Annotated in this window: 23 protein-coding genes and 2 pseudogenes; 11 read left to right on the top strand and 14 right to left on the bottom strand. The window is 46.1% G+C overall.

The features are described from left to right. Positions 1-13 precede the first annotated feature (13 nt). From fdhF to fdhD, 3 genes are all read left to right on the top strand, one after another. Positions 14-2,707 (top strand): formate dehydrogenase subunit alpha, encoded by a 2,694-nt coding sequence (fdhF, locus tag A3KS_RS0101290; RefSeq protein ID WP_035354884.1) that lies wholly within the window; start codon positions 14-16, stop codon positions 2,705-2,707. Between the two features lie 335 nt (positions 2,708-3,042). Next, positions 3,043-4,638: an FmdE family protein gene (locus A3KS_RS19680; RefSeq protein WP_051355583.1), complete on the top strand. Its 1,596-nt coding sequence runs from the start codon at positions 3,043-3,045 to the stop codon at positions 4,636-4,638. A 38-nt stretch (positions 4,639-4,676) separates the two neighbouring features. Next, the gene (fdhD, locus tag A3KS_RS0101280) at positions 4,677-5,477 is read left to right on the top strand and encodes a formate dehydrogenase accessory sulfurtransferase FdhD (RefSeq protein WP_035354881.1); all 801 of its coding nucleotides are present in this window, start codon (positions 4,677-4,679) and stop codon (positions 5,475-5,477) included. 26 nt (positions 5,478-5,503) lie between these two features. On the opposite strand, the gene A3KS_RS24115 is transcribed toward fdhD, so the two are convergent. From A3KS_RS24115 to A3KS_RS0101270, 3 genes are all read right to left on the bottom strand, one after another. Further along, positions 5,504-5,635, bottom strand: a complete 132-nt coding sequence (locus tag A3KS_RS24115) for a hypothetical protein (RefSeq protein WP_278247283.1) — start codon at positions 5,633-5,635, stop codon at positions 5,504-5,506. A 152-nt stretch (positions 5,636-5,787) separates the two neighbouring features. Further along, positions 5,788-6,051: a hypothetical protein gene (locus tag A3KS_RS23400; RefSeq protein WP_156913178.1), complete on the bottom strand. Its 264-nt coding sequence runs from the start codon at positions 6,049-6,051 to the stop codon at positions 5,788-5,790. 9 nt (positions 6,052-6,060) lie between these two features. Beyond that, positions 6,061-7,551, bottom strand: a complete 1,491-nt coding sequence (locus A3KS_RS0101270; RefSeq protein WP_026393347.1) for a carbohydrate-binding domain-containing protein — start codon at positions 7,549-7,551, stop codon at positions 6,061-6,063. A gap of 353 nt (positions 7,552-7,904) precedes the next feature. Between A3KS_RS0101270 and A3KS_RS0101265 the strand changes: the two genes are divergently transcribed. The 4 genes from A3KS_RS0101265 to A3KS_RS0101250 are packed head-to-tail and all read left to right on the top strand — an operon-like array spanning position 7,905 to position 9,012. After that, entirely contained in the window at positions 7,905-8,111 is a 207-nt protein-coding gene (locus A3KS_RS0101265; RefSeq protein WP_026393346.1) for a helix-turn-helix transcriptional regulator, read from the top strand. An 11-nt stretch (positions 8,112-8,122) separates the two neighbouring features. After that, positions 8,123-8,578 (top strand): hypothetical protein, encoded by a 456-nt coding sequence (locus A3KS_RS0101260; RefSeq protein ID WP_026393345.1) that lies wholly within the window; start codon positions 8,123-8,125, stop codon positions 8,576-8,578. Positions 8,579-8,591: 13 nt separating this feature from the next. Beyond that, complete coding sequence (locus A3KS_RS0101255) at positions 8,592-8,795, top strand: hypothetical protein (RefSeq protein ID WP_026393344.1); 204 nt, start codon at positions 8,592-8,594, stop codon at positions 8,793-8,795. Between the two features lies 1 nt (position 8,796). Further along, on the top strand, positions 8,797-9,012 hold the full coding sequence (locus A3KS_RS0101250; protein ID WP_026393343.1) for a hypothetical protein: 216 nt from the start codon (positions 8,797-8,799) through the stop codon (positions 9,010-9,012). A gap of 90 nt (positions 9,013-9,102) precedes the next feature. On the opposite strand, the gene A3KS_RS19675 is transcribed toward A3KS_RS0101250, so the two are convergent. From A3KS_RS19675 to A3KS_RS0101225, 5 genes are all read right to left on the bottom strand, one after another. Further along, positions 9,103-10,812, bottom strand: coding sequence for an FAD-dependent oxidoreductase (locus A3KS_RS19675; protein WP_051355582.1), 1,710 nt, complete (start codon positions 10,810-10,812; stop codon positions 9,103-9,105). 27 nt (positions 10,813-10,839) lie between these two features. Next, positions 10,840-11,175, bottom strand: coding sequence for a glutaredoxin domain-containing protein (locus tag A3KS_RS0101240; RefSeq protein WP_026393342.1), 336 nt, complete (start codon positions 11,173-11,175; stop codon positions 10,840-10,842). 225 nt (positions 11,176-11,400) lie between these two features. Beyond that, positions 11,401-11,811: a hypothetical protein gene (locus tag A3KS_RS0101235; RefSeq protein WP_026393341.1), complete on the bottom strand. Its 411-nt coding sequence runs from the start codon at positions 11,809-11,811 to the stop codon at positions 11,401-11,403. Positions 11,812-11,843: 32 nt separating this feature from the next. Beyond that, positions 11,844-12,563: a DnaJ domain-containing protein gene (locus A3KS_RS19670; RefSeq protein ID WP_051355581.1), complete on the bottom strand. Its 720-nt coding sequence runs from the start codon at positions 12,561-12,563 to the stop codon at positions 11,844-11,846. Positions 12,564-12,823: 260 nt separating this feature from the next. After that, positions 12,824-13,411, bottom strand: a complete 588-nt coding sequence (locus tag A3KS_RS0101225) for a hypothetical protein (protein WP_156913177.1) — start codon at positions 13,409-13,411, stop codon at positions 12,824-12,826. 284 nt (positions 13,412-13,695) lie between these two features. Here A3KS_RS0101225 and A3KS_RS0101220 point away from each other — a divergent pair, with 284 nt between their 5' ends. Next, positions 13,696-15,273 carry a cache domain-containing protein gene (locus tag A3KS_RS0101220; RefSeq protein ID WP_169727683.1) on the top strand — a complete coding sequence of 526 codons (1,578 nt, stop codon included), beginning with the start codon at positions 13,696-13,698 and terminating at the stop codon, positions 15,271-15,273. Positions 15,274-15,389: 116 nt separating this feature from the next. Here A3KS_RS0101220 and A3KS_RS0101215 read toward each other — a convergent pair whose 3' ends face one another. Beyond that, the gene (locus A3KS_RS0101215) at positions 15,390-16,331 is read right to left on the bottom strand and encodes a helix-turn-helix transcriptional regulator (RefSeq protein ID WP_026393338.1); all 942 of its coding nucleotides are present in this window, start codon (positions 16,329-16,331) and stop codon (positions 15,390-15,392) included. 161 nt (positions 16,332-16,492) lie between these two features. Here A3KS_RS0101215 and yaaA point away from each other — a divergent pair, with 161 nt between their 5' ends. Beyond that, positions 16,493-17,239 (top strand): peroxide stress protein YaaA, encoded by a 747-nt coding sequence (gene yaaA / locus A3KS_RS0101210; RefSeq protein WP_026393337.1) that lies wholly within the window; start codon positions 16,493-16,495, stop codon positions 17,237-17,239. Between the two features lie 125 nt (positions 17,240-17,364). On the opposite strand, the gene A3KS_RS0101205 is transcribed toward yaaA, so the two are convergent. The 5 genes and pseudogenes from A3KS_RS0101205 to A3KS_RS23880 form a co-directional block, all read right to left on the bottom strand. Then, entirely contained in the window at positions 17,365-19,239 is a 1,875-nt protein-coding gene (locus tag A3KS_RS0101205; protein ID WP_026393336.1) for an ABC transporter ATP-binding protein, read from the bottom strand. Continuing rightward, on the bottom strand, positions 19,236-20,975 hold the full coding sequence (locus A3KS_RS0101200; RefSeq protein ID WP_026393335.1) for an ABC transporter ATP-binding protein: 1,740 nt from the start codon (positions 20,973-20,975) through the stop codon (positions 19,236-19,238). The genes A3KS_RS0101205 and A3KS_RS0101200 overlap by 4 nt, the downstream gene beginning before the upstream one ends. Positions 20,976-21,154: 179 nt before the next feature. Beyond that, positions 21,155-22,021, bottom strand: a complete 867-nt coding sequence (locus A3KS_RS0101195; RefSeq protein WP_156913176.1) for a hypothetical protein — start codon at positions 22,019-22,021, stop codon at positions 21,155-21,157. A gap of 154 nt (positions 22,022-22,175) precedes the next feature. Then, positions 22,176-22,556 (bottom strand): annotated as a pseudogene (locus tag A3KS_RS23885) (DUF1801 domain-containing protein); the annotation flags it as partial. A gap of 66 nt (positions 22,557-22,622) precedes the next feature. Further along, positions 22,623-22,880, bottom strand: a pseudogene (locus tag A3KS_RS23880) (iron chaperone); the annotation flags it as partial. Positions 22,881-22,971: 91 nt separating this feature from the next. Here A3KS_RS23880 and istA point away from each other — a divergent pair. Together istA and istB are read left to right on the top strand one after the other, a co-directional pair. Continuing rightward, positions 22,972-24,216 (top strand): IS21 family transposase, encoded by a 1,245-nt coding sequence (gene istA / locus A3KS_RS0101185; protein WP_026393332.1) that lies wholly within the window; start codon positions 22,972-22,974, stop codon positions 24,214-24,216. Continuing rightward, a partial coding sequence (gene istB / locus A3KS_RS0101180; RefSeq protein ID WP_026396275.1) for an IS21-like element helper ATPase IstB occupies positions 24,210-24,866 on the top strand: 657 nt, incomplete at its 3' end. The genes istA and istB, both read left to right, overlap by 7 nt.

Genomic DNA, 24,866 nt, shown 5'->3' with positions numbered 1-24,866 from the left:
AAGGAGGTTAGTAATGATTACAGTAACAATAAATAATAAAGTATGTCAGGCTGAAGTAGATCAAACGATTCTGCAAGTGGCAACCGACAACGGTATTCATATTCCCACCCTGTGTCACATGGATGGCATCCATGATTCCTTTTCCTGTCGCATTTGCGTGGTTGAGGTAGTCGGTGCCCGGACCCTGATCCCCGCCTGCGCCGGAAAAGTTGCTGATGGCATGGTCGTCAATACAGCGACGGAAAGTGTCCTCAGTGCCCGTCGCAACATTGTCAATCTACTTTTATCCAATGGCGAACATAACTGTTTGTCCTGTGAAAAAAGCGGCGAGTGCAGCCTGCAGAGCATTGCCTATGAATTGGGTATTGAAGCCCCGCCATTTATCATGGAAAGCATCGAAAAACCAACCGTTGACAATTCTTCGGTAATGATTGTCCGGGATAACCGCAAATGTATCCTTTGCCGTCGCTGTGTAACCGCCTGTAATGACATTGTCTGCAATGACGTTTTATCGCTTGGTTTTAGAGGCAGCGATACCACTGTTATCTGTGATAACAATATTGACATGGGGGCATCCTCTTGTGTTCAATGTGGCCAATGTGTTCAGGCCTGTCCAGTCGGTGCTTTAACCGACAAAAAATCGATTGGCAAAGCCCGCTCCTGGGAAGTTACAAAAGTCCGTACCACCTGCCCCTACTGCGGCGTCGGCTGTCAGCTGAACCTGCATATGAAAGGTGACAAAATCGTTAAAGTTACCGGCGTCGAAGATGCGTATCCCAACAAAGGCCGTCTCTGCGTTAAGGGCCGTTACGGTTATGACTTCATCTACTCACCGGAACGATTGACCTCACCACTGATCAAAGAAAACGGCAAATTCCGGGAAGCCTCCTGGGATGAAGCACTGGATCTGGTTGCCAATAAATTCAAAGAAATCATCGCCACCGATGGTCCCGATGCAGTGGGCGGCATCAGTTGTGCCCGTAGCATCAACGAAGATTCCTACCAGATGCAAAAACTGTTCCGGGCCGCCTTCAAATCCCCTAATATCGACCATTGTGCCCGGGTCTGTCATGCCCCAACCGTTGCCGGTTTAATTAAATCCTTCGGTACCGGTGGAATGACCAATTCGATTGAAGAATTCGCCGAAACCAACTGCCTCTTCGTCATCGGCAGCAACATGACAGAAGCGCATCCGATCGCCTCAACCTTTGTTAAAAATGGTCAGCGCAACGGTGCCAAACTGATTGTGGTCGATCCCCGAAAAGCTAAGCTGGCTGACTATGCCGATGAATTTGCCCAGATTAAAGTCGGTTCCGATGTGGCCTTCCTCAATGGTTTGATGAATGTCCTGATCACCGAAGATTTATATGACAAAGACTTTGTCCGCGACCACTGCGATAATTTTGAGGCACTGAAAGAAAAAGTACTGGAATACCCACCAAAACGGGCTTCTGAAATCAGTGGCGTATCCGAAGAACAGATTATCAGTATCGCCCGGATGATGGCTGATAATAAACCTGGGATGGCCATCTATACCCTGGGTATCACCGAACATACCTGCGGAACCAATAACGTTATGTCGGTTGCCAATCTGCAGATGTTGCTGGGTAATGTCGGGAAACCAAATGCCGGTGTCAACCCCCTGCGTGGCCAGAACAATGTTCAGGGAGCCTGCGATATGGGCGCCCTACCAAATGTATATCATGGTTACCAGAGTGTTACTGACCCTGCCGCTAAAGCCAAATTCGAAAAAGCCTGGAATGTCGAAGGACTGCCTGATAAATTGGGCCTGATGATTCCCGATATGTTTGAAAAACTGGAAACCAAAGAAATGAAAGCGATCTACATCTTTGGTGAGAATGTGGTCGGTACCGAACCGGATATTTCCCATGTTATCAAATGCCTGGAAGCGGCCGAGTTTGTTGTCTGTAATGATATCTTCCAGACCGAAACCACCCAATATGCCGATGTTGTTTTACCAGCAGCGGCCTGGAGTGAGGATGAAGGTACCTTCACCAACTGCGAACGCCGGATCAGCCGGGTTCGCAAAGTCAAAGAAGCACCGGGTATTGCCAAACCAAACTGGTGGATCTTCCGGGAAATCGCCAAACGTTTTGGCCAGACCTGGGCAGCCGATAGCGGCCAGGAATTATGGGACAATGAAATTGCGCCGTTGGCACCTTTCTTTGCCGGGGCAACCTTCGACAAGCTTGACCAGGGCGGGATCCAATGGCCTTGTTCAACGCCAGAAGATCCCGGTACCCAGATTCTCCATTTAGATGGTAATTTCACCCATGGTAAAGGTCATTTAATGGCCCTTGACTGGACCCCACCGGCGGAAGTGCCCGATGCGGATTATCCGTTTACCTTAAGTACCGGTCGCCGTCTCTACCACTACCACACCCGGACCCAAACCGGTCGTTGTGAAGGTCTTAATGAGTTGTTACCGGAAGAATATGCTGACATTTCCGAAGTGGATGCCAAACGACTGGGAATTGAGCATGGCGAAATGATCATCGTTAAATCCCGTCGTGGTACGGTAAAAGTTAAAGCCCAGGTTTCGGAACGGATTCCGGAAGGACTGGTCTGGATGGCGATGCATTATTTTGAAAACAATGCCAACTGGTTAACCACCCGCTCCGGTGATACCATCACCAAAACCCCAGAATACAAGGCCTGTGCCGTTGCCATCGAAAAAATTCAATAAGGCAATCGCTTATTAACGGGAGTGTTACCCTAATACCATCCGGTTTTCGGTGAGCTCCCGTACCGACCAATTGTTAATCTGTTGTTCGCTGCGGAATCGGACAGGCTCTGCCGTGTCCGCTCCGATGCGTACAACATGATGTAACCATTGTCGGTACTACATTATCTTTTTTATCCAGTTCCAGGAGTGTTGACTACAACGCTCCCGCTATCTTAACATCTGCTCCAACTATTACTATTTCTAAAAAGCATTGTTTTAACCAATGCTTTTTAGAAATAAATATAAATTTATTTGATCTATTTAGATTGAGATATTACATATTGTAGAGGTGAAAAATGAAATTTGGCGAATTAACTTATGAAGACTATACCGAAAAAATTAAGGCTTTTCATGGCACGGTAGCCCCAGGCATTCTGCTGGGCGGATTTATGGTCAATCTGGCGATGGAAACGCTTCCCAAAGAAGGTTTTTATGATGTCATCTGCGAAACCAAGACCTGCCTGCCCGATGCCATCCAGCTACTGACGCCCTGCTCGATTGGCAATGGCTGGCTGAAGGTGTTGGATCATGGCCGCTATGCGGCGATCTTTTATGACAAGTACAGCGGTGTCGGCATCCGTATCACCATTGATAAAAACGAACTTGAAAAATGGGATGAAATCCATACCTGGTTTTTAAAACTGAAACCCAAACATGATCAGGATACGGAGCTCCTGTTTGCCCAGATGCGCGAAGCTGGCACCACTATTTTTACCATGGTGCCGGCAAAAGTACACCAAAACTACCTGAAAAAAGAAAAAATGGGCAAAACCACCACCTGTCCGATTTGCCATGAAACCTATCCGGCTAAACACGGCAGCATCTGCCGGGGCTGCGCCAGCGATCTACCCTATGATTTAATTGACCCTGATGATCCGACTAAAGATCCCAAAGCAGTGCTGTTAACCAAAACCCCGGTTGCCGAATCGGTGGGCATGCATTTGCTTCACGATGTAACCCGCATTATTTATAAAAAAGAAAAAGGCGTGGCCTTTAAAAAAGGCCATACCGTCACTGCCGAAAACGTCCAGATGCTCCGGGAACTGGGAAAAAATAATTTATTTGTGGCCGAGCATAACCCTTTAGTCAAAGGCTATATCCATGAGGATGACGCCGCCCTGGCTTTTGCTGATTTGATGCGGGGTGCAAATATGGACTTTAATCCACTCCCCAAAGAGGGCCGGATCAATCTGGTAGCCGAAATCGATGGGATCTTTGTCGCCGATGAAGTCCAGCTCCAGCGATTTAACGAATCCCCCGGAGTGATTTGTGCGACCCTGCCCAATTATACCGTCGTTAAAAAGGGCGAAGTGGTGGCCGCTACCCGAGCCATTCCCTTGTATATTTCACATACAGACTATTTAAAAGCCTTAAACTGTCTGAAAAAGGAAACTGTGTTTGCTGTCCACCCCCTGAAAAAAGCGAAGGTTGGTATTTTAATCACCGGTACCGAAGTTTTTGAAAACCTGGTCGAAGACAAATACACCGCAATCATGCAGGCCAAGGTGGAAGCCTATGGCTGTCAGGTGGTGGCCACAGAAATGGCCCCCGATAACGTTGCGACCATCAGTAGCAAAATTCAGGATATGATCGCCTTGGGTGCTGATCTGATTATTACCACCGCCGGACTATCCGTTGATCCCGATGATATGACTTTAGAAGCGATCATTAACGCCGGTGCCAAAGACCTGCTTTATGGGGTACCGGTGTTGCCGGGTTCAATGCTGGTCACGGCTAAAATTGATGATGCTCAAATCGTCGGGGTGCCCGGATGTGGCATTTATAATGACCGCTTCAGTTTTGATCTGCTGTTCCCCCGGCTGTTGGCCGATCTGGAAATTACCACCACTGATTTGGCCAAATTGGGCAACGGCGGACTTTTTTATAAATAGGCAATTGCTGTTTAAGAATAGTAGCGGGAGGAAGAACCATGGAAGATCTGATCTATGAAGACTACGATGTTTTAGAAATAAGCAAAGCTGACAACGCTTGCGCATTAACAGCAACCAGCAAAAAAGTAATTACTGAAATCTCCCTGAAAATTATCGTCAATGGTGAAGAACTGGTTTCTTTACTCTGTCTGAATCAATGCCCGGAGGAACTGGCACTGGGGTTTCTATATAGCGAAGGAGTGATTAACGCCGTTTCCGATGTGGTTGAAATCACCTATAATAACATGATGTTTGCCGTGATCATCGGATTGAATCAGGATATTTCGGTTAACCGCCAGGAAAGTTTGCGCAGTATCACCTCTGGCTGCGGCAAGTGCTACACCTATATTAACCCCCTGAAACAAAACCAGTATGCAATGCTCGCGACAAATCAGCGTTTTTCATTAAATACAATCTTAGCTGTGATGAAAGAGTTTTTATTATCGTCGGAAATCTTCAAGGATATTGGTGGTGTTCACAGTGTCTTGTTTTATCACCCGGACTATCAGATTTTAAACGAAGACATTGGTCGTCATAATTGCTTTGATAAAATTACCGGTATTTTATTAAAAGCCGGCCGTCTGGATTTAGCTCCATCAAGCATTCTATTTGTCAGCGGTCGGGTCTCTTCGGAAATAATGACAAAAGCATTGCGGTTGGGCACCCCGGTGCTGGTTTCCCGGTCGACACCAACCACCTCAGCGATCCGGCTGGCTAAGCAATATAACCTGACGCTGCTGGGCTATGTCCGCGGGGAACGGGGCTTTGTTTATAGTTGTCCGGAACGGCTGGAACTCTGATTAACGGTTCTGAAATAAAGAACATTTCATTGCAACCGCGGTCGCCCATCAAAAGTACCTTTATATAAGCAGTCCCTGGCTATCGCCGAAACATAGCCCTTCGCCTGGAAGGGGATGCCGTTTTTGATCTCCCACTTTTCATTCATCAGTGGGATCATTTAACCGACAGACCTCCCAATTAAAACAAAATAAATATGAGCATCGAGACTTTTAGCAAAGCCTCAGGAATTCCCGGAATCCCACGATATGTACCGATAAAAATCTTTTTGCCAATGCTAAAAAAGTATATTTATCTAACAATCCCCTTAATTTATTTAGGATCCCGCCATGACCAACGGCGTCCTATTGGCGGTAAAAAGCGGTATTGATGTGGCAATGCTCCGTCCCGGAAGCCCGGATAGAAATAGTTTCTGGAACGATCCGTTCCTATTACGGTGACCTTTTGGCGAAGGGCCTGAATTTTAATTCTTATCTCCATCACCACTAATTTAATCATTTCCACCAAACCAATTAAAAAAGCATGCCCTTTTGATAAGAAGGACATGCTTTTTCTTGATTCGCTATTCTTTACCAAGCTGTTCCGCTATTGCGGTTTTTGACCGCCCTGGGGTTGACTCTGGCCACCTTGGCCGGGTCCACCCATACCGCTTTGACCATTACTGGTGATGATCCCAGTCAGTGGGATTTCCACCGTCTGGCTACCGCAGGTCAGGGTATAGGTTGATCCCTGGGCCAGATCGGGACTGCTGATCACGACGGATTGATAGGTTTTATCCGGAGTATCGGAAATGATCGTTTTGCCGCTGGCATCAGTCAATGTAATTTTGGTCCCAGCTGCACAGCTCGATGTCAGGTTGTAAAGCAAGGATGCCTGCGTCGAGGTTTCGGAAAACGACTGAGCCATTCCGGTACTGCCAGCAATCACAACCGTTCCGCCGCTGACATCGGCAGTGCCATTATAATCAAGGGCACCATTGCCACTGTTGGTCGGGCCACTGACGGTTACGGTGCCGCCAGAGATATAAACATTCCCATTACTGTCCAGGCCATCACCGGAGGCATTAACGGCAATGGTACCGCCAGCAATCGACAGGTAGGCATTGGTATCGGCTTGCATTCCAGCCCCCCGGCCACCGGACTCGGTTTCAGCTGCCCCGGGACTGGCGGCATTAAAACCATCATCTTTAGAAACAAGGTCGATGGTGCCACCTTCTACCACAATGGCGGTGCCTTCAATCCCCTCATTACTGTTGGCGATATTGATAGTTCCACCAGCAATATAAACATAACCTTTGGTGGCATCTTCGTCATTCTGCGAGGTAATCGCTTTACCATTAGCAGCGGTAATATTAATCACGCCGTCCTTGATTTTTACCGCATCTTTAGCATTCAGCCCATGATTGGCGGCGGTAATATGATAGGTACCACAGGTGATGACCAGATCATCCTTTGAAACGATGGCATCTTTATAATTTGCGGTTATATTCAAGGTCCCTTCGCCATTGATGGTCAGATCGGCTTTGCTGAAGATCACCCCATCGACGGTATTGTCATCGGTCTGGACATAGGCCCCACCATCAGTTAAGGTATTGACCGTGTTGGCATTCAAGGTAACAAAGACCTTGTTGGCGCTTTTTACATAGATCGGGGCATTGTCGGTACAATTAATGGTCGCACCATTTAGCACAATCTGAATTTTATCGGTATCGGCTGCTGCTACGACAATCTGCCCGTCAGTCAGATTCCCGCTGACCACATAGGTCCCTTCCTTGGTGATGGTCAGGACCCCGTCACTGGCGCTGGCGCCGTCACCGGTTACCTGGATATTGCTGCCATCCAGGGTAACCTGAACTGCGGTCGCGTCGTCATAGCTTGTTTCCAGATCACGGTCGGTAAATTCCGGATCGACAACAATTGTCGATGTGGGTGATACCACCGCACTTAATACCGCCGTAGTCTCGGTTACTGCCTCGGCCGTGGTTTCTGTCGTTGTTGTTGCGGAGTTTGAACTGCATCCGGCCAACAATACCATCATGATTAATAAAAATGGTATCAAAATCTTTAGTCTTTTCATTGAATGTTTTCCTCTCTTTTCTTTGCTAGACTTTTTGAAGCGTTTATCTTACTATCCCCGTGATTGACAAACAATCAGGGATAAACTCAGCATCTCAATGAGAATCTGATGAAAATCTGAGGTGCCGCCTCTTTTTTCTTATTATAGGCAGGTTATGTGACGGCTATATGGATAAAGGCTGTTTTTTTATTGAAAGACCCGATTTTATTTTGTCTCATTTGCTCCATTTTATGTCAAAAATCCAGTGCCATGGTTTTTTTTTGTTTTTTTTGCAAAGCAAGCTTGACATTTTATGCAAAGCGAACTATACTAATAATGCAAAGTATGCTATGCAAATTGTTAGAAGGTGCAAAATGAAAACACGAATCAAAGAATTACGAAAAGAGCGAAAACTATCCCAGGAAGAACTGGCCCTGGCGGTGGGCACAACCCGACAGACCATTACCTCCATCGAAGTGGGCAAGTATACTGCTTCGCTGGTGCTGGCCTATAAAATCGCCCACTATTTTGGGCTGACCATTGAAGAAGTTTTTGACTTTTCAGAAGAAAATGAACTTTAGGAGGCGCTATTATGGAAAAATTTAGAGCAACGGTTAAACGAAGAATTGTTATTTCTTCGGGAATGGCATTGGTGACAATGGTATTGGGGGCTTATAGTATTTATTCAATCATTATTTCAGACGTCTCAACAGCAACCCACTCTGACGGTTTTGTAGCGGGGTTCCAGTTTGGATTGATTATCAGCATCTTTGGCTTCTCACTGTTTGACATCGTCAAGCTGAGCCTGGCAATCAATGATGAAACCAAGCTGAAAATACTATACAATAAAGAACATGACGAACGGATGAAAACCATCCGTAGCAAAGCCGGGATGCCGCTCATTGCCATCACCTCGATGCTGATGGTTATTGCTGCCATTGTTGCTGGGTATTTTAACATTGTGGTATTTTATACCCTGGTCATCGCCGTTGCGGCCCAACTATCTGTTAGTGCCATGGTCAAGCTTTATTGTATGAAGACCATGTAATGGGGAGACGATGATGAAAAAAAGTCATTTGTTGCCAGTGACTATCACTATCATGATTCTCTGTCTGAGCGTAATGGGTGTTAACGGGCTAATCCTGCCCCTGCCTGATTGGGCCGTTCGCAGCATTGGTTTGCTGATGCTGGCCGACCTGCCGGTTCTGGTTTATTCCCGGATAAGATTTAACAAAACCATCAATAAAGAGAAACGGAGTCTTTGAGATGAAACCAACGATGCGAAAAGAACTAAAAATCGGACTTTTGTTATTTGCTATTTTTAATCTCGCCAACTTGGTGATTAATCATCTACTTCCGGAAATACCAGCCCTGCATTTCATCCTCGGCGGGCTGGCTGGGCTGGCCTTTTGCCAGACGATTATCGGCATTTTACCGGAAGCCACTTACCTAAAACTGAAAAAATTTAAAAAGAATTTATAAACGAAACCCTCAACAACCGAGAATTGTTGAGGGTTTTGTTGTGAAATTATTAATTTTATCGGTTATTTCTGCAACCGTCTTTTTTAAAACCTATTTAGCAGTGGTCCCGAAATTGAGTGCAGCCAATTGATAATGGGCGGTTTTATAGGTACTGAAGCCGCCAGCCAGATTGTAAATATTAGTAAAGCCGTGACCCTTAAGAATCCGGATAGCCAGATAAGCCCGCTGTCCCACCTGACAGCTTACATAAATCGGGGCGTCTTTAGCGATTGGTATTTCACTGATCCGCTCCCGAAGACTATCCAGCTCAATATTGACAGCGCCCTTAATTCCGCCAGCCCGGACTTCCATTGGCGATCGGACATCGAGCAGGAAGCCGCCAGCCGCGACAATCTGATCAATTTCATGCCACTGAACGGTTTTATAAACGCCATCGAGAATATTCTCGGCGATATAACCCAGAATGTTCACTGGATCCTTCGCGGATGAGAACGGCGGCGCATAACTGAGTTCAAAGTCCTGAAGATCCAGTACCGTTGCCCCCAATTTCATCGCCGTGGCAATCACATCGATCCGCTTTTCAGTGCCCTCCTGGCCAACCGCCTGCGCGCCAAGAATTTTTAAGCTTTGCGGGTCATAAAGCAGTTTCAGCGCAATGTTGGTGGCATTGGGATAATACCCGGCATGATTGCTGCGGTGGGCTACCACCACCTGATAGGGGATTTTTTTCATATCCAGCAGGGCGGCATTATTGCCGGTGGCGGCAATGGTCTGATTGAATACCTTGGCCACGGCGGTTCCCTGAATACCGACATTGCCGATTTTTTTACCGTTGATATAATCGGCCACCAGCCGTCCCTGACGGTTGGCTGGCCAGGCCAACGGAATGGCGGTCGGCGTTTTGGTGACAAAATCGACCACTTCCACGGCATCGCCGATGGCAAAAATATCCGGATTTACGGTATCATTTGCGCCGCTGTAGACCTCATAATTGGCGGTCGTGACGATATGTCCCCGGGGGCCCACTTTCAGATTGGCCTGTTTGGCCAGAGCATTTTCCGGCACCACCCCAATGGCCAGAATAACCAGCTCAGCCTGAAGCACCTGGCCGCTTTCCAGGACCACTTCATGACCCTCATTCTGGAAATGATCAACCCCATCTTCAAGGATAATATTAACGCCATTGGCATTGATTTCCTGATGGACCAGCTGGGCCATTTCAAAATCCAATGGTTTTAAGACCTGATTCATTTTTTCCACTAAGGTGACATTGATGCCCAGTTCCTGAAGGTTTTCGGCCATTTCAACGCCGATGAAACCACCGCCGATGACCACGGCCCGACTGACCTTGCCGCTGTCCACCACGGCTTTGATTTTATCGGTATCGGGAATGTTGCGCAGGGTCAGAATATTTTTGGCTTCTGCCAAGCCCGGAATCGGCGGAGCGATGGGTTTGGCCCCGGGCGAAAGGATCAGCTTATCATAGCTCTCGGTATAAACTGCTCCAGTTTGATGGTTTTTAACCGTAACGGTTTTATGATCCGGATCGACGGCGGTGACCTCGCTGAAATTGCGGATATCCAGGTTAAACCGTTTGGACATCCCGGGTACCGTTTGGACCAGCAGTTTCTGACGATCGGTAATCACATCGCCGATGTAATAGGGCAGTCCACAATTGGCAAACGAGATATATTCGTCCCGTTCAAACAGGATGATCTGATCTTCTTCATTTAAACGACGGAGTCTGGCTGCCGCGGTGGCACCGCCAGCGACACCACCCACAATTAGTATTTTTTTCATCAATTTCTCTCCTTTATATAAAATAGTTCATTTTGTTTCAAAGCTGGTTTTACATTTGGGGCAGCGGACGCTGATTTTTCCCTTATCGGTAGGCACCCGCAACTTGGCCTGACAGTTCGGACAGGCCACCACCCGATGATCAACCAGTTCCAGTACCTTGGCTTGATCCAAACCAATCACCGCATCATCGCCGATGATAAAAGCGGGTACCCCACGAATACCCCTACGGGCCATTTCTTGTTGAGCCGCGGCATCAACATTAACGTCCTTCTCAACAAACTGAATGTGATTCTGTTTGAGAAAAGCCTTTGCCGTTTTACAATGTGGACAGGTCTGGGTGGTAAACAGGGTTACATCTTTCATTAATCTCACCTGATTTCTTTTTATAATTACTTGCTTTAGTTATTATTTAATATGATTCATCTTAACAGATACTTACCCGATTCTCTGTGATTTCATCACTGAGAGACAAAATAATGAAAATGCACAAAAAATAAAAAGAAACCCAATGAATGCAATTTATCTTTGCAGTTCCTTGAGTTTCTTTTTTACTTTTTACCTAAACGTCAACAAATTTATTTTATTTCTTTACACAATCACCCGAACCGCAAAGCTCTCTTTGCACTCCGGACATTTAACCATATTTTTACCCCGCTTGATCGGCAGCTTCAGGGTCTTCTTACAATGGGGACATTTCCGGTAACGATGGACCCGAATTTCTTTGATCCGCCGAAAAAAGATCCGGCCTTCTTTTTTTATGGGGTTCCACAGTTTCAGGAACTTTTCGTTTTCCATCCGCCGCCGACTGATATTTCGGGAAAAACCGCGTAACACCATTAGCACGATCACACCGTTTGAAATGACCATCAGGATCGTTGAATTGACCATCATATTGATCATCATCAGTCCCAGGGCCAGAAATAACCCGGCATAATAAAGCTGATCAATACCGTAGCGGCCGGCCATGAAGCGAATCAGCTTATTTTTTAAACTTTCCATTGATTGTCTCCTAATCTATTTAACCACAGGTTCTAAAATATTAATCCTAAAAACGAAAGTAAAAACTGAATCGCGTAAAAGCCAATAAACAGCTTAACAATGGTACCCAGCGGCGAAAAATTTGAAGCCCGCCGACCAGTCCCTCCAAACCAACTGCGTCGGCCACTCATTTGATTCAGCAGGTTTTGATATTCGCTATTATCCGGTTCCATCTCAACGGCCATGCGGGCATGTTCCCGGGCCACATCCCGGTAACCCAGGCCATAATTGGCGATGGCACTGTAAAAATGCCATTGGGCACTGCGATCCGTAAGATGATTGAGGACATTGAGTGCCTCTTCATAATTCCCCATATTGATATAGTTTGCTGCTGTTTCAAAACTGTAGCTCTGCCGCTGTCGGGCATATGCCCCAAAAATCCACTCAAAAGGATCAAACCCCTCAAACGGATCAGTCTGACCGGTCCGGCCATCACTGCTGGCATAGCGATAGGTATAGGTTCTGGTTTGTCCCGCATGGCCCTGGCGATAGGGATTGGCGGTACCATGGGCATTGCCGTAGGCCGGGTTGGCCTGGCCGCTCTTGATCAAATCATAGGCCGCGTTAACCTCGCTCATTTTTCGGGCCGCTTCCTGGTTGCCCGGATTCAAATCGGGATGGTACTGCTTGGCCAGTTTCTTATATGCTTTTGAGACGTCCTCATCACTGGCATCGTGAGGAACCCCCAAAACTTGATAGGGATCCAAATTCATTGTGATTCCACCTTATCTGCAAATTTATTTCTAAAATTAATCGTGGAACGATTGTACCCCTAAATGTTTAGGTTTTGTTTAAACAATTGAACAAAAGTTATTCGGATTTATTCGAATAACCTGAAAATTTTGTGTTTGGCGAGATTATTTTTAAAGAAACTGCTTTTTCGGGTATCGTTCATGCCCCTAAAATAAAAATGCCGTTAGCTGATAAAGACCTCATCTGCTAACGACATTTTAAAATACTAATTACCTGGCATTCAGCGCTTTTGTGACAAAATCCCGATGGTGGACCGCCCCGGCAGGACAAAATAATTATCGCCCAGAGTCACGCCAATTTTGGTAGTTTCGCCGGCAAACATGTCGAAAAGCCGTTTTTGTTCCGCCGTTGACCATTCTTCACCGTTTCCGGGAACGTAGTCCTGCACCTTTGGCCAGCCCGATTCTGCTTGCACCGCATCAGCCACAAAAACCTTGCCGGTATTGACCAGCAGATTCATGACCTCATCAATCATAAAAAGATCCATGGAGTCTTTCAGGGTTTTGGCATAATCATCCAGCTCGGTGCCGACCGTGACAATATAGGGAAAAACTACTTCGCCCTGCTTGACATAGCCCCTGAGCAGTGGGCTTTCAAAAGGCACGCCGTTAATTTTAACCGCTTCATCAGTTTTCTCCGTAACCTCAGCTTGAAAATAAATCGCCTTGGGCCTGGCAATCTGCTCCACCATTTCATAAATGGGCTCGAGAATATCCAGCATCGCTTCATTACCTCTTAAATGCAGTTCCTTATCCAGGGTTTCCATATCGTAGGAAAAGGGGAATTTTTCAAAAATCTTAAAATCCATTTTGCTCACTCCAATCTGTTTATCTGTTTTTTCCTGAATATACCCAACTTTCACGAAAATATTAAATGAAAGTAACTTTCCAACGAAAAATAAATCTTCCCAAACCAAAAAATTACTTAGTTTTGATTATTCACTTCGATACTTTGCATTTGAAAATCCAGTAATGAATTTTTGTTGAATTAAAAATTATTCGTTTTATGTCAATTGCATCTGTGATAAAATGATTTCACCAACTTTTGTGAAACGGTTTACAAAAGCAAAATAAAACTAAAGGAGTGAACAAAGTGATGAAAAGAAACCTGCTGCCCTTATTGCTTATCTTGGCCCTGTTGTTAAGCGGTTGTACCGCGACTGATTCCAGCAAAAGCAATCCCGATCCCCTTGCTGATGCAACAGCCTCGCTACAAAAAGAAATGGACGCAACCCAGACCATGCTCGATGAAATTGGTACTGCCGTCGGAAAAAGTCCGGCCGGTGATGAAAAAGCTTATGCGCTGATGAATGAAAAACTCAACAGCAAGCCTTATTTCTTTGATATCCTGGTAACTGATGCTGATTCCAATGTGACCCAGGTTGCCACGAAAATGGACAGCCCATTTATCGGTCTCAATTTAAAAAGTATCAACCGTCATCCCGAACTGTTTGTGAATACCCCGGCGATGGTCATTAAGCCCCACATCTCCAGTGATGACTCTCCCTATCTCTATGCTTCCGTGCCGATTAAAAACGGCGGTTGGGTGATTGCCTACATTGATCCCTATACCTTTGGGGCCGAACTCAGCAAACTGACGATCGGACAGAATCTCGATCTTGGCGTCATCGACACCAACGGAACCAATGTCTACACCAGCAATATGACTGAAATTGGTAAGAATATCTTAACTGATCCTATCTACAGCAGTTTTGTTGAACTTCAAACCCTGATCAAAAATAAAATGATCCCCAATGCCCAGGGCGAAGGAACCTACACTTATAATGCCGCTGGTACCAATGAGCCGGTCCAGAAGCAAGTAAAATGGGACACTGTTAACGCCTTTGGCTCGGATCTGCGGATTTATGTCAATTCCGAACCCGGTGCCGGTGAACCCGCAACCACCGATGGTGACCTGCGTCAGTTTACCGACGAGGAATTATCCTGGCTGGATACCGCCAGCACCTTTATCTATGATGAATTTACAACTCTTGAAACGCTCACTAAAACGGCGGTGACCGCCTATCAGCAATCCGGTGAAAACAGTGAAGCCTTCTCAAGCGCTTTGGCCGCCATCTCAAAGGATAGTCCGATCGCCAAAAATGTGGCTTTTGTCAATAACGAAAATATGATTACCAACGCCTACCCCATCTATTTTAAAGGGATTTCATTTGATCTCTATGATCAAAATATTCCCGCTATCAGCCAGAATAAACAGCCTTTTATCACCGAATTGACCTTTGCCGATCATCCGTCTCCGGCGACGCAGCTTTTAGCTTTTGTGACCCCGGTCGAAAAAGATGGCCAGATTGCCGGCTATATTGTGGCTCAGGTACGCCTCTATGATTTTGCTGCCTATCTGACCAATCTGGAAAACATTGGCGAAAATGTCAACTTTATGCTCACTAATAACGATGGAACGATTCTATACGATGGTGATCTCACCGAGGTTGGGATGAACACGTTTGAAGATGACCTCTACTCTGAAGGCACCCTAAGCGACTATATTCACAATGAATATAAGCCCAATCGGGAAGGCCAGTCCGAATATGAATTCTATGGTGCCGGGATGACAGAAATCATTCCCAAACGGGTTGTCTGGAAAACCATGACCTTCATGTGGAATGACTTTAAACTCAGTATGAATTCGGAGTGGAAACCGGCGGAATAACAAACCCAGCCATTCTTTAATGCTTTTACCATGACATTAGCCAAAAAGCCGGTTCAAGACGGACCGATTTCTCTTCCGTTTTGAACCAGCTTGGCTGGTGTTGATGTTCAATCAGATTAGATATTGTTAATGGTGTTAACCGGATAAGCTTCAATGTACCCGCGGTAGCCCATCGGCACCAGCTGGAATCGCGGTGCTGCTTCTGGTGCCCATTGGTAGCCGTAAACAGTTGGATCAAACCGTTTAACATGCTCCCAGATCGCACCGATTTCAGCCATAAAATCGCTATCGTCATACGGTTCACCCTGAAACACCATCATTGTACAAGGGGGCAGCTCAATCAGTTCATATCCTTCCGGAATGAGATTGGCATAATCCAGCGGCACCTCCACGCCCTGTACATATTGGGACGTACCTTCCCGGATCAGATGCCTGGGCAACCACATCCCGATGGGTTCGTATAAGGCTTCCTTGACACTGGTAAGGACCGACCAGATCTCACAGCCAACTTCTTCACAATAGCCAAAATACTCAGTTGCTTTGACGCCGCGTTTTAACAGCAGCTTCCGGGCCGGTCGTTCAATCACCTGGACAAATACGGTCCGGGAATTTTGTTTTTCATTCATTTGCTGCTCATTCATTTGTTTTTCACTCATTTTTTTCGCTCCTTTATGCATGGACTGGTAGGTGTCGAAAACTTTCTGAGGCATAAATAATTGGATTGGTGGCGTCTGCCGGCCATATTTGCTGGGGGCCATCCCAAATTCCCGGGAGAATGCCCGGGTAAAGCCTTCGTGGGAATCAAAGACAAAATCCATGGCCACATCGATAATCTTCATTTCCCCATCCCGGAGCAACAGCGCTGCCTCGGTGAGCCTTAACGCCCTAATATAGTCGAAGGGGGCTTTCCCGACCACTTCTTTAAACAGCCTGGCCGCATGCCAGGGCGAATATCCGGCCGCATTGGCCAGTTCTTTCAAGGTAATCTTCTGGTGGAGATTGGTTTCGATATAGTCCTGCATCCGCTGCACGGCCTGAAAAATCTGTGCCTCTTCCATTTTTCTCACCTCCCTTGTCTTTATTCTAAGCCATCAAGGAGCAAAATACTTGACTGCCCTTGCTAAAAGCATTCTTTACCCAGGGTAGGCCATATGCTATAATTTATAATCATTATAAAATTATTTGTTTTTAAAAATCCCCTACTAACTGGAGTGACCTGATGCAAATTATTATTTCTCCTGCCAAAAAAATGAATATCGATACCGACAGCCTTGCCCCTGTCAAGCTCCCGCACTTTTTAGAAGACGCCGGAGTTTTGTTAGATCATTTAAAAAAAATGAACTATCCGGAACTAAAAACCCTGTGGTGCTGCAATGATACCATTGCGACGGAGAATTTTGAGCGGATCCAAAAACTGGATCTGCGATCCTGTCTTACTCCGGCCATTTTTTCTTATCAGGGAATTCAGTATCAGTACATGGCCCCTGGCGTTTTTGATACCAATCAATTCGCTTTTATTAATGACCATATGCGCATCCTCTCGGGATTCTATGGGCTTTTACAACCGTTTGACGGCGTTCGTCCATACCGCCTCGAAATGCAGGCTCGGCTCCAACTGGGAGGATATAAAAATCTTTATGATTTTTGGGGCAACAAACTAGCCCGACAGCTAACCAGCGAATGTGATTTCATCCTGAATTTAGCCTCAAAGGAATACAGCAAAGCCGTTTCTGCTCACCTACCGACTAATTTCTTTTTTCTCAACTGTAGTTTTGGCGAATTAATCAACCAAAAAGTTATCGAAAAGGGTACTCTCTGTAAGATGGCCCGGGGTGAAATGGTTCGCTTTCTGGCCGAAAACCAGATTACCCGGCCTCAGGATATTAAAGCCTTTACTTATCTGAACTACTCCTTTTCCCGCTCCCATTCACAAGCCAATCACTATGTTTTTCTAAAACATAAATGACATCCAGATATTTGCATGCGGGGTTGTTCTCAGCCAGGCAAGGCCGTAGTTATTTATGGTCACTACCCACTTAACCCTTTTGCCCGGGAAATACTTCTGGTATTTATCCTTCAGATGAATACTCTTTACCCCGTCAAATTATTAAACTGACTATTATACAACTCAGCATAAAATGTATCAGCGGCCAGCAATTCCTGATGGGTTCCCTTTTCAACAATGGTGCCGTTTTTCATCACCAGAATCAGATCCGCTGACTTGATGGTGGACAGCCGGTGGGCAATGACAAAGCTGGTTTTTCCCTGCATACTCGAAAGCATCGCTTTCTGTACCTGCAATTCAGTTTTGGTGTCAACGCTGGAGGTTGCTTCATCCAGAATCATCAGCGCCGGATTGGCCAGCATTGCCCGGGCGATGGTCAACAGCTGCATTTGCCCCTGGGAAACCGTCCCTTCTTCATTGGAGATCACCGTCTCGTAACCTTCTGACAAGGTTCGGATAAAATGGTCGCAGCGGGCCGCCTTGGCCACCTGAATGATCTCTTCCCGGGTGGCATCCATCTTGCCGTAAGCAATATTTTCAGCAATCGTCCCTTTAAAGAGCCAGGTATCCTGAAGCACCATTCCGACCATCCGCCGCAGTCCGCTTTTAGTCAGATCTTTAATATCAATTCCATCGACTTTGATGGTGCCGCCATCCAGTTCATAGAACCGCATCAGCAGATTGACCAGGGTGGTCTTGCCGGCACCGGTAGGCCCGACAATGGCCACCATCTCGTTAGGTCTGACGGTAAAGCTGATGTCCTCCATTAACAATTCATCGGGATGATAACCAAAGCGGACATGTTCAAAAGCCACCGCCCCATCCGGTTGGTTAATCTGTTTGGGCGTGCTGGTTTCAGGCACCTCTTCGGGTTCGTCCAGAAATTCAAACACCCGTTCCGCCGAGGCCAGGGCGGCCTGCATCGAATTGATAAAGTAGGAAGACTGGGTAATCGGATCGGCAATCTGATTGACATACTGCAAAAAAGCCTGCACCGTTCCAATCGTCATCGTGCCATTAATAGCAAAAATCCCCCCTACAATGGCCGTTACTACAAAACTCAGCTGGGTCAAAAAGCGGATCGCCGGATAGATGGCATAGATCACGAACTGTGATTTTTTGTTGGCTTGATACTGGCGCTCACTCAACTCCCGCTCGGTTTTTATGACCTGCTCCTGTTGGTTGAAGCTTTTGATAATCAGGTTGCCGGTATAATACTCTTCGATTTTTCCGTTTAATTCCCCTAACACCTTCTGATTTTCATAGAAAATCGCCAGCGTTTTTCCGGAAATCCACTTGGTCGCAAAAACACTCAGCGACATCGTGGCAATGATGATCACCGCCATGACGGGGCTCAGGACAAACATAATGACAATACTGAAGACAAGGTTACAGAGGGCATTGGCAAACTGCAACGCCCCGGTTTTTAAAATCTCGGCAATCTTATCCGGATCATTGGTGGTTCGGCTTAAAACCTCTCCGGTTTCATTGGCATCATAATAATGCAGCGGCAGCCTGGTAATCTTTTCGCTTATTTTCTCCCGCAGCGATAAGGCCAGTTTTTCACCCACACTGGCCATGGTATATTCCTGCAAAAAGGAGAATGCCGCGCCAATCAGATAGGCCATCGCCAACAATAACAGGGGCAGCCCCACGATCTCGGCTAACTGTTCAAAACCGCCACCGATGCCATTGGCGCTGATTGCCTGAATCAGTTGATCCAGAGCTTTCCCCATGATGATGGGGGTAAAGGCATAAAGCCCGTTGCTGACCACAGCCGCCAACAAAATGATCAGCAAGGCCCCCTTTTGTTTTAGCAGCAGCGCCATTAATCGTTTGGCCGAAGCCTTTGAATTTTTGGGGATGTCTTCCATGTCGGTCAGGTCTTCCGTTTCAGGCAGGCCTTCGTTATTAAGCACCTGCTGATTTTTTTGCTGCGGTTTTTTTCGTTGTTTCTTCATAAACTGTCAGCCTCCGTTTCGCTGAGCTGAGACGCGACGATTTCCTGATAAACGGAACAGCTTTTTATCAGTTCCTCATGCCGGCCGATGCCGGCCATCCGGCCCGCATCCAGCACAATGATCTGGTCGGCGTCCATAATGGTGCTGACTCGTTGGGCCACAATCACCATCGCCGCATCTGCCATCTCTCTTTTTAGTGCTTTTCTAAGTGCTCCATCGGTTTTAAAATCCAGGGCTGAAAAGCTGTCGTCAAAAATATATACCGGGGCTTTTTTTACCAGGGCCCGGGCAATGCACAGTCGTTGCTTCTGGCCGCCGGAAAAATTGGTACCGCCCTGAGCCACCGGGCTTTGATAGCCTTCTGCCAGCTCGGTTATGAAGTCATGGGCCTGGGCGATTTGGGCTGCTTGTTCCAACTCTGCTGAGGTTGCCTGGCTGTTTCCCATCCGCAGATTGTCGGCAATGGTACCACTAAAGAGAATCGCCTTCTGGGGCACATAACTGATGGCTTCCCGCAGCTGATGCTGGGTCATCTGACGGATATCCGTCCCCTCCAGGGTAATCATACCGCTGGCCACATCATAAAGGCGCAGCATCAGACTGGCAATGGTACTCTTACCCGATCCGGTACCCCCAATAATGGCGGTTGTTTTACCCTGCTCACAGGAAAAGCTGATGCCCTCCAAAACCGACTCCTCCGCGCCCCGATAGGAGAAACTGACCTGATCAAAGACGATTTTTGCCGGATTATCAGGGTTTTGCAAGGCCGGCAGCTGAGTTTCATCGGCAATTTCCGGGATCGTATCCAATACCTCCTGGGTTCGATCCAGACAGGCCTTCATTTTCGGTAACATTACCATCACCATCGATGACATAATCAGTGCGATCAACAACAGAATGGTATATTCGGAAACAGCGATAATCCCACCGACCTGAATTTCGCCATTGAGCACCAGAAAACTGCCAAACCATAACACCGCTACCATACTGATCCCGACAATCGACCAGATCAGTGGGCTGAATACCGCAAAGGTCTTATTCAGACGGATCACGTTATCGGCATAATTTAAAAAGGCCTGATTGGTTCGTTTTCGTTCAAATTCTGAATTGTCAAAGGCTCGGATCACCCGAACCCCGGTAATCGCTTCACCCATGATACGATTAATGACGTCCAACCGTTTTTGAATCGTTTTCGAGATCGGGCTGGCTTTAATGAAGATAAGATAAATGGCCAGCATAAAAACGACCATCGCAATGATCGGAATCCATACCAGTGTCGGGCTCACGGCAATGGTCATGATAATCGCTGTTATCGCGATAATCGGTGCCGGTAAAATCATTTGGGCAAACATAATCACGGTCTGCTGAATGACCGTAATATCACTGGTCGCCCGGGTAATCATTGAAGCGGTACTAAAACGATTAAAATCGCGGATTGACAAGACCTGGGTTTTGTCAAAAATCCGGTCGCGCAGGTATTTTCCTGAAAGTGCCGCCAAATCGGCACTCAGATAGCTGGCCCATAAGGAAATCAGGCCTGATAATCCCACCGCTGCCAGCATCTGCAAACCCAATATCACAATTGCCATCAGATCTTTTTTAAGAATCCCGACATCGATAATTTTTGCCGCAAAATAGGGCACCGCCAGCATGCTGAAGGACTGGATCACTGTTGCCAGAATAATTAAGAACAGCATCGTTTTTTTCTCTTTTAAAAATTGGAATAAATAGGTCACTGGTCATCCCTCCCGTTTTATTGTCAAATTTCAGCATCACTATCCTTATCATAAACGATACCGTACCTTAATAGTCAAGCCCTTTCAGTTAATTAAGAGATATTTTTTTAATCCCAAAGCTGCCGCCACTGACCGTTCTTCACCCCATTAATTAAGTTGCACCCATCCAGTGAATCAGATTATTTAACAATCGCTAAAAGTGCTGTTTCATATTGTGTTCGTCTTTCCAATTGTACCGCATTATCCAGGCGCAAAAGGACATTTCCAACCTGATAGGTGGTTCCTGTCACATCAGAAAAAACCGTCAAATAATCATACCGCTGTTTCGCTACCGTATAATCCTGATAAACTTCCACCGATCCGCCGATCGGTTCAATCTGATTCTCCACCTGTTCAACGGAGCGATCTTCAAAGCGGGCTGCCTGCGCCAGTTGGAGATTTGGCTGTTTTAATAAACCGGTTGCATAATCGGGATCGTTATAAACCACTACTGCCCCAATCGGCTGACCCGCTGCTTTCAGCTGATCAATAATCTCCTGCGGTGTCAGCGTGCAAAACAGTTGCGCATCCTGTTTTTCTTTCGCCTTCTGTTTTTTTGCTGCTGCAATCAAGTTTTCAAAGCTAAACTGCTCGATCTTTTGATAACGGCTATCATAAGCGCTTTTTCCTTCTCCTGAATCTGAAAAAAGATACAAAGTTTCATCCGCTATTTTAAACCGGATCTTCCGCTCTGGTGTATCCACTTCATCTAAACGCAACTCCAGATAGTTTTTATCGTTACCGCTGATCTGCCAGTTACCTTCTGAAATCGTCAGCTTCCCATCATAACCATTATAAAAACTAACGGTGCCATTTTCGTTAAAGACATATCCGGTCATCGCCGTATCATTTAAATCCCCTTCACTGGGCACTAACTCCCAATTGCCAACGAGATTCCCGGTACTATTAGCACAACTCGATAGCACCAGCAGGGAACAAAGCAGCAACAGAAGTGTTATAATCCACTTAATGCTTCTTATTGACTGCTTCTTTTTTCTTTCCGACATTTCTTCCTCCGTATCGAAAAAGGAATCCTTTTTCATGCTTTTCTTCATAACTATTATTCTACCGATTCGGAACCCGTTTTCATGACCAAAACCGAAACGGTGATCTTGCCGTTATGATTATCAAAGTCTCGCGGAAGCGAACAAACATTTTAAATTATACCGACTCATAAAGTTTGATATAATCATCTACCGTCATCTTTGTGCACAGTTCTCCGATTAGATCATAGGGGATTTTATTCATCTTTCGAAAGCGGATACAGCTTTTACCGATATCCAGTTTCCCGATTTCCAAAGCCTCATAAGCCCCGGAAAACCATCGCAATAGGGATTCATCTGCGTATATGCCCAGATGATAAAGGGCGATGTAGCCTTTCTGATTGGCCAGTGCCATAAACGGCAGGGGTTCCCTGGGATTAACGTGATAGCCTTTGGGATAGTGACTATGGGGAACCACAAAACTGATCATGTCATATTGCATCATCTCCTGAAAGCCCTCCGGTAAATGAGCCTTGATAGTTTGTCGCAGTTTTTCCAGATGCTCCTGTCGCTCCTCTGGTTGACGCCTGATGTAATCTTCCGGGCTTTTATCCTCAATTTTGCTCTTTTTTTGCTTGTTTTTCGCAGTCGCCTGATTCTCTGCCACTCTGAAAGCGACGATTTTTCGGATCAAATCAAAAGGTATTGGTTGATTAAGTGGAAATTGAACCGATCCTTTAGCACTCTTGTACTTTGACAATTCCTGCTTGAATTTTTCGATACCAGACGGGGCCGGATAAAAGCCAATATGGTTTTTATAAGCCGCAAAATGAACCAGATTGCCGTCCAGAACAAATGTCGGCATCTGATAACTGATCTTTTGTCAAAATCGGTGTTAAACTACCCATAATAAACGGTTGAAAATTCCCCAAAAACACGGTATGTTTCTTCTTAAAGATAAGGAGGACAACCGAATGATAACAATGGAGGAATATTATATGATCAAAGGTTTAAAGAACAAGGGAATGTCAATCATGCAGATTTCCAGAGAAATGGGTGTTGATCGAAAAACGGTCAGCAACTGGCTTAAACGCAAGGAACCGCCAGCATATCGGAAACGTCAGTTTCGGCAAGGAAAGCTTGATCCGTTTAAAGATTATATTCTGGAACGAATGAATGAAGGCTGTGTCAATGCCGCTGTGATTTTTGATGAAATTGCAGCCGACGGGTACCAGGGAAAAATGACGATTCTTCGGGAATTCATGAAACCATATCGTGAAAAAGTGTTAGCCAAAGCATCAATCCGCTATGATACGCCCCCTGGCAAACAGGCCCAGGTTGACTGGGGAGAATTCGTTGTCACGATGCCCGATGGAAAGCTTAAAAAATTGTATGCCTTCATCATGGTTTTAGGGCATTCCAGAAATTATTATCTTGAGTTCACGGAGAATTCGAAATTTGACACATTAATCGGTTGCCATGAACGGGCATTTGCCTATTTTGGTGGTGTAACAGAGAGCATTCTGTATGACAATATGAAAACTGTTGTTGCCCACAGTCACAAAACCGGCAACGATAAATGGAATCAGCGATTTTTGCGATTTGCCGAGCATCACCATTTTATTCCGGTTCGGCATCGGCCTTATCTGCCCCGTTCCAAGGGCAAGGTGGAACGTGGGGTCCGATATGTACGCGGCAATTTCTGGCCCAGAGTCAAAAGCTTTTCAGATCTGGCCGAACTCAATGAGCAGGCCCGGCTCTGGCTGGATACGAAATGCAATACCCGGCTTCATCAGACGATTCACAAAATACCCCGTGAAATCCTGCAGGAAGAACAGCTGAAGCCGATGAATACCGAGCCGTTTCTTGCTGTTGATCTGGTCAGCCGGAAAGTCATGAACGATTGCTTGATCAGTTATCAGTCCAATTATTATTCCGTTCCCTTCCGCTTTGTTGGTCACCGTGTCGGTGTGCGGGATTTGAGCAATGGAACGATTGAAATCTATGATGAAACCGGTACTTTCATAGAAGGTTACCGGAAACCGGCCCAAAAACATCAGGTCCAAAAAATGAAAAGGCACTTTGAAGGATTGAACAGTCAAAATCATAAAGCCAAAGCCCGCAAAGCACCGCTTATGATTCCAGAACAATCGCCCAAAGTGCATCAAAGACCGCTCGCAGTCTATGATTCTTTAGTCAGTGAGGTGGTTACATGGTAACCCATCACCTGAAGGAAGCTTTTGATCGTCTGAATCTCACCCATATGGCTGCCGTTTATGACCACCATGCGGAAGAAGCTTCCAAGGATAGTATATCCTATTTGGAGTTTCTGGACAAGCTGCTTTGGGCAGAAATTGATGCAAAAAGAGAACGGACAACCACGACGAACTTGAAACTTGCAAAATTTCCCTATATCAAGGCCATCGATTCCTTTGACTTTGATTTCCAGCCCAGTGCCAACCAGCGTAAGATCAACGAACTGAAAACACTCGCCTTTGTGGAACGTTCCGAAAATGTCGTATTTTTGGGCCCGCCCGGCGTTGGCAAAACCCATCTGGCCGTTGGGTTGGCGGTTTGTGCGATCAGAAGTGGCTATACCGCTTATTTTCTCAGTGCTCATGAACTGATTTCAATGATTCAGGAAAATATTGTTTCCGGGCGCATTCATCGCAAACTCAAAACACTGAATAAACCCAATATCCTGATTATTGATGAGGTTGGCTATGCGGCTATGGATGATGAAGTAGCCCATTACTTTTTTCAGATTGTTTCCAATCGCTATGAAAAAGGCTCAATCATCCTGACTTCCAACAAGTCTTACGGCAGTTGGGGTGATGTATTCGGGAATAATGTCGTTGCAACGGCGATC

The organism is Acetobacterium malicum subsp. dehalogenans DSM 11527 (assembly GCF_000472665.1).
Taxonomy (GTDB): Bacteria; Bacillota; Clostridia; order Eubacteriales; family Eubacteriaceae; genus Acetobacterium; species Acetobacterium malicum.
Note: the sequence above shows the minus strand (reverse complement) of the source record. Positions and strands in the feature narration are given on the sequence as shown.

What these genes read in the sequence shown, in the direction of transcription:
- fdhD (WP_035354881.1), top strand. Translation starts at nt 4,677, where the DNA reads ATGGAAGATCTGATCTATGAAGACTACGATGTTTTAGAAATAAGCAAA.
- A3KS_RS0101205 (WP_026393336.1), bottom strand. Translation starts at nt 19,239, where the DNA reads ATGAAGAAACAACGAAAAAAACCGCAGCAAAAAAATCAGCAGGTGCTT.
- A3KS_RS19670 (WP_051355581.1), bottom strand. Translation starts at nt 12,563, where the DNA reads ATGAATTTGGATCCCTATCAAGTTTTGGGGGTTCCTCACGATGCCAGT.
- A3KS_RS0101235 (WP_026393341.1), bottom strand. Translation starts at nt 11,811, where the DNA reads ATGGAAAGTTTAAAAAATAAGCTGATTCGCTTCATGGCCGGCCGCTAC.
- A3KS_RS0101270 (WP_026393347.1), bottom strand. Translation starts at nt 7,551, where the DNA reads ATGAAAAGACTAAAGATTTTGATACCATTTTTATTAATCATGATGGTA.
- A3KS_RS0101260 (WP_026393345.1), top strand. Translation starts at nt 8,123, where the DNA reads ATGGAAAAATTTAGAGCAACGGTTAAACGAAGAATTGTTATTTCTTCG.
- A3KS_RS0101250 (WP_026393343.1), top strand. Translation starts at nt 8,797, where the DNA reads ATGAAACCAACGATGCGAAAAGAACTAAAAATCGGACTTTTGTTATTT.
- A3KS_RS0101225 (WP_156913177.1), bottom strand. Translation starts at nt 13,411, where the DNA reads ATGGATTTTAAGATTTTTGAAAAATTCCCCTTTTCCTACGATATGGAA.
- A3KS_RS0101255 (WP_026393344.1), top strand. Translation starts at nt 8,592, where the DNA reads ATGAAAAAAAGTCATTTGTTGCCAGTGACTATCACTATCATGATTCTC.
- yaaA (WP_026393337.1), top strand. Translation starts at nt 16,493, where the DNA reads ATGCAAATTATTATTTCTCCTGCCAAAAAAATGAATATCGATACCGAC.
- A3KS_RS0101215 (WP_026393338.1), bottom strand. Translation starts at nt 16,331, where the DNA reads ATGGAAGAGGCACAGATTTTTCAGGCCGTGCAGCGGATGCAGGACTAT.
- A3KS_RS0101265 (WP_026393346.1), top strand. Translation starts at nt 7,905, where the DNA reads ATGAAAACACGAATCAAAGAATTACGAAAAGAGCGAAAACTATCCCAG.
- A3KS_RS0101195 (WP_156913176.1), bottom strand. Translation starts at nt 22,021, where the DNA reads ATGTCGGAAAGAAAAAAGAAGCAGTCAATAAGAAGCATTAAGTGGATT.
- A3KS_RS0101240 (WP_026393342.1), bottom strand. Translation starts at nt 11,175, where the DNA reads ATGAAAGATGTAACCCTGTTTACCACCCAGACCTGTCCACATTGTAAA.
- A3KS_RS24115 (WP_278247283.1), bottom strand. Translation starts at nt 5,635, where the DNA reads ATGATCCCACTGATGAATGAAAAGTGGGAGATCAAAAACGGCATCCCC.
- A3KS_RS19680 (WP_051355583.1), top strand. Translation starts at nt 3,043, where the DNA reads ATGAAATTTGGCGAATTAACTTATGAAGACTATACCGAAAAAATTAAG.
- fdhF (WP_035354884.1), top strand. Translation starts at nt 14, where the DNA reads ATGATTACAGTAACAATAAATAATAAAGTATGTCAGGCTGAAGTAGAT.
- istA (WP_026393332.1), top strand. Translation starts at nt 22,972, where the DNA reads ATGATAACAATGGAGGAATATTATATGATCAAAGGTTTAAAGAACAAG.
- A3KS_RS19675 (WP_051355582.1), bottom strand. Translation starts at nt 10,812, where the DNA reads ATGAAAAAAATACTAATTGTGGGTGGTGTCGCTGGCGGTGCCACCGCG.